We start from the raw sequence: 3,987 nt of genomic DNA on the forward strand, positions 1-3,987 counted from the left end.
AGAGATAATCTTGAATTTGAGGGTTCGAAAAAAGAAGTAAATTAGTACTTAATTCCTAGAGAAACTTTAGAAATGGTTTTAAAACTGAATACCACTAAAGTGAGAGCCTATGTAGGTTTGACTGATAAAAACGAGAATACACTAATTTTTGTGGGAGCTGAACTAGAAGAAGGAAGTGCTACGTACCGTGATGTTTTTGGGACAGAGCTTTTAGGATCAGATCCAGATGGATCGCCAGTCGTATATGATTTTTCAGAGCCAAGTCCTCCTGGGAAGCCAGATGGATTAAGTCCATTATCTTAATTTATAAAATTGCACGAGTTTATAGTCAATACCGGATATATCATTTTATTTATTAACGTGGTGCTTTACTTGAAAGATTTTCTCCAGAATGGTAAGTCTTACAAAATATTTACTTTTTATCTTATCGGAACAGGTTTAATTCAAATACTTTCAAAAATATTTTTGAACTTGTATGCCAATAATTTATTTCTATCACATTACTATTTTATTGGTCAATTTATCTTATTGAGTTTGTTCTTTAAGAGTTTGTTTACTAACCGAATTCAAAAATCGGTAGCCAATTGGATTTTAATAATTGGATTGATCCTTTTGGTCATTCAGTATTCCATAAATCCAGCCGTTTTTTATAAATTTAATTTATTTGAAATATTTGTAACCTCTTTTTTAAGTATCATTTTGGCGGCGATGCATTTGTATAATTTATTGGCAGAGGAAAAAGTATTTTATTATACTACTATAGGCATATTGCTTTATTTAAGCGGGAGTACTATTCTTTTTTTTGTGGGTAATATCACAGCCATTTTAAGTGAAGAATATCAATTTTTACCTTGGACAGTCAATGCGTTTTTGGTAGTTATATACCAGCTTTTTATTTTATTTCAATGGCGAAAAATAAGCGACTCTAAGAAAATTATAACTAATAATGAGAATAAACCAATTTAATGAGCAAGAGATCGTTACAATCATTTTGTATACGTCGCTTTTTTTTACAATTATTGCTATTGGAGTAATTGTGTTTTTCTATTTTTCAAGAAAAAAAATCGTTCAAAAAGAGCTAGAGAAAAGAGATCTTGAAATAAAACACCAAAAACAGCAATTACGAGCTATACTTATTACGCAAGAAGCAGAACGGCAAAGAATTGCACAAGATTTGCATGATGATATTAGTTCTAAACTTAATATTGTATCTTTAAATACTCATCTTTTAACTCGAGCTGGATTATCAGAAAATGATATTATGGAAGTTACAACTAATATTATCAATATGACGGATAAGGCTTTGCAAAGTACACGACGTATTGCTCATGATTTATTACCACCAGTTTTAGATAAATTTGGTTTACATGCTGGTATACAGGAGCTCTGTTCTGAGTTTAATAGTAGTAAAGCTGTGGAAGTAGTGTATGCCAATACTATTAATTTTGAGGAATTAGGAAAAGATAAGAGTTTGCATCTATTTCGTATCCTGCAGGAGTTAATTAATAATTCTATTCGACATGGTTCAGCAAAAAACATTTCGATTGCATTTGATGAAGCTACGGGGAATAGATTGTGTATATACAGTGATGATGGTCGTGGCTTTGATATGAATAATAGCGATAATCAGAATGGTCTTGGTATGAAAAACATCCAAAGTAGGGTGGATTTTTTGGAAGGAACAATTGTAATTCAGTCTAAGTTGGGTGGTGGCATTAATGTGAATTTATCTTTTTAAAGTATGAGTGATCCTATAAAAATAGTTTTAGTTGATGATGAGCTCCTTTTTAGAAAAGGAATCTTATTTTTATTAGAAAGAGAGGATAATATTGAAGTGGTTTTCGAAGCTTCTAACGGGATGGAGCTGATAGACTTTTTGAATACAGCTGAAACTTTGCCTGACATTGTAATTACTGATTTAAAAATGCCTTTCCTAGATGGCGTCGAGGCTACTAAAATAATTCATAAAGAGTTTCCTCAGATTAAAATAATTGCACTAACAAGTTATGATTCGAATTCTTTTGTAGCAAATATGATCGATATGGGCGCGTCTTCATACCTCGTTAAAAATGCAACACCACAAGAATTGATTAAAACGATTACTGAGGTAGCCTATAAGGGGTTTTACTATAACGAAAACGTTTTGAAAATAATTCGTGAGGACTTGTCTACCAACAAAAATAACAAAAACGGAATTTCAAATCATTTTTTGACTAATCGTGAAGTGGAGGTCCTACAACTAATTTGCGAACAAAAAACTACAGCAGAGATAGGAGAAATTTTATTTATAAGTCCACGAACAGTAGAGGGTCACAGAAATAATTTACTCCTGAAAACGGAATCTAAAAATATAGCAGGCTTAGTATTTTATGCAATTCAAAATAATATTGTAACTGTTTATAACTAATACGCTATTAGTGTCTTATGAAATAGATGACCATTATATAGTAGGCTACTATAGATACTATTAGTACGCAAATTCCAATTCGTTTTAATGTAGTCATGGCACTATTATTCATTTTCGGTTATTCTTTGCAGTTATTTTATATTCCGCTAAGCTATAGAAATCATACAACCTACATAAGAGTAAAAACACTTGGTTTCGTAGTTTTTTTACAATAATTTTTCACAGTTTTTTTCTTGGAGTAGGCTACAATTGCTTACCTTGTCTGCAATTTTAGGAAATTGACACTTTTCAAATAGTCTAAAATATTTACTTAAAAATCTATGACAAACTACAAGAAAATATTGCTGTTGCTACTTCTATTGAGTACCACCCTAACACGAGCTTCTTTTATTTTGTTGCCAATGGATGAATCGACGCAACAAAATCATTTAAAAGCATATGGAATTACTTTTTGGTGTTTAACCAAAGAATATAAAGCAAGCTGGTTGTTAAATTATCGTGGTGGATCATTTTTACTTCCGGACGTAGCCGAAATTAGAAAAGAATGTCAAATTCGAGGGGTAAGCTATGAAGTACTATCTAATACTGAGGAAGAAAATATACTCAATTTAATAGCGAGTCCTTCGCAAAATATGGAAACGGTCATTCTCGAAAAAGCACCAAAAATAGCGGTTTACACCCCAAAAGGGAAAATGCCTTGGGATGATGCCGTGACCTTGGTTTTAACCTACGCTGAAATTCCATTTACTGCAATTTATGACGAGGAGGTTTTAAGTGATCAACTCATTCTGTACGACTGGTTGCATTTGCATCATGAAGATTTCACGGGTCAGTATGGTAAATTCTTTGGATCTTATAAGAATGTACCTTGGTATATAGAACAAAAAAAAGAGAGCGAAAATTTAGCCGCTAAATTGGGCTTCTCTAAAGTATCACAGGAAAAAGGTGCTGTTGCAAAAAAAATTCGTGACTTTGTTATTGGAGGCGGATTTATGTTTGCGATGTGTTCAGCAACGGATAGTTTTGATATTGCCTTAGCTGCAGATGGTGTAGATATCTGCGAGCCAATGTTTGACGGAGACGGAAGCGATCCTAATTACCAAGCTAAAATTGACTATAATAACTCCTTTGCTTTTAAAGATTTTATATTAGAGCGCCGACCTGAAAAATACGAGTTTTCAGATATCGATATGACCGAAGTTAGAAAACTACCTATGGAGAAAGACTATTTTAGTTTAATGGAATATTCGGCAAAATGGGATCCTATACCTTCTATGTTGTGCCAAAATCATACTCAAATTGTAAAAGGATTTATGGGACAAACCACCTCTTTTAATTCTAATGTCGTTAAATCTAATGTACTAGTTATGGGAACATGCGAGTTAAATGGTGAAGCACGTTACATTCATGGTGAAAAAGGTAAAGGTATGATTACCTTTTATGGAGGGCACGATCCTGAGGACTACCAACATCAAGTAGGAGATCCTGCAACCGTTTTAGATTTACATCCTAACTCACCGGGCTATCGACTTATTCTGAACAATGTTTTATTTCCTGCAGCGAAAAAAAGGAAGCAAAAA

The 3,987-nt window shown here is 32.9% G+C and carries 5 protein-coding genes; all 5 read left to right on the forward strand.

Features of this window, described 5'->3' with window-relative positions:
- Positions 1-72: 72 nt before the first annotated feature.
- Positions 73-303 (forward strand): hypothetical protein, encoded by a 231-nt coding sequence (locus tag P8M54_RS15660; RefSeq protein ID WP_300288972.1) that lies wholly within the window; start codon positions 73-75, stop codon positions 301-303.
- 60 nt (positions 304-363) lie between these two features.
- Complete coding sequence (locus P8M54_RS15665; RefSeq protein WP_300288977.1) at positions 364-966, forward strand: hypothetical protein; 603 nt, start codon at positions 364-366, stop codon at positions 964-966.
- Entirely contained in the window at positions 947-1,738 is a 792-nt protein-coding gene (locus P8M54_RS15670; protein ID WP_300288973.1) for a histidine kinase, read from the forward strand. The genes P8M54_RS15665 and P8M54_RS15670 overlap by 20 nt, the downstream gene beginning before the upstream one ends.
- Positions 1,739-1,741: 3 nt before the next feature.
- Positions 1,742-2,407, forward strand: coding sequence for a response regulator transcription factor (locus P8M54_RS15675; protein WP_300288974.1), 666 nt, complete (start codon positions 1,742-1,744; stop codon positions 2,405-2,407).
- 320 nt (positions 2,408-2,727) lie between these two features.
- A partial coding sequence (locus tag P8M54_RS15680) for an asparagine synthetase B (RefSeq protein WP_300288975.1) occupies positions 2,728-3,987 on the forward strand: 1,260 nt, incomplete at its 3' end.

Origin of the sequence: Flavobacterium sp., from assembly GCF_029242675.1 — a bacterium.
Lineage (GTDB): Bacteria > Bacteroidota > Bacteroidia > Flavobacteriales > Flavobacteriaceae > Flavobacterium.

Coding starts and splice junctions, on each gene's coding strand:
- P8M54_RS15660 (WP_300288972.1), top strand. CDS start 73: ATGGTTTTAAAACTGAATACCACTAAAGTGAGAGCCTATGTAGGTTTG.
- P8M54_RS15670 (WP_300288973.1), top strand. CDS start 947: ATGAGAATAAACCAATTTAATGAGCAAGAGATCGTTACAATCATTTTG.
- P8M54_RS15675 (WP_300288974.1), top strand. CDS start 1,742: ATGAGTGATCCTATAAAAATAGTTTTAGTTGATGATGAGCTCCTTTTT.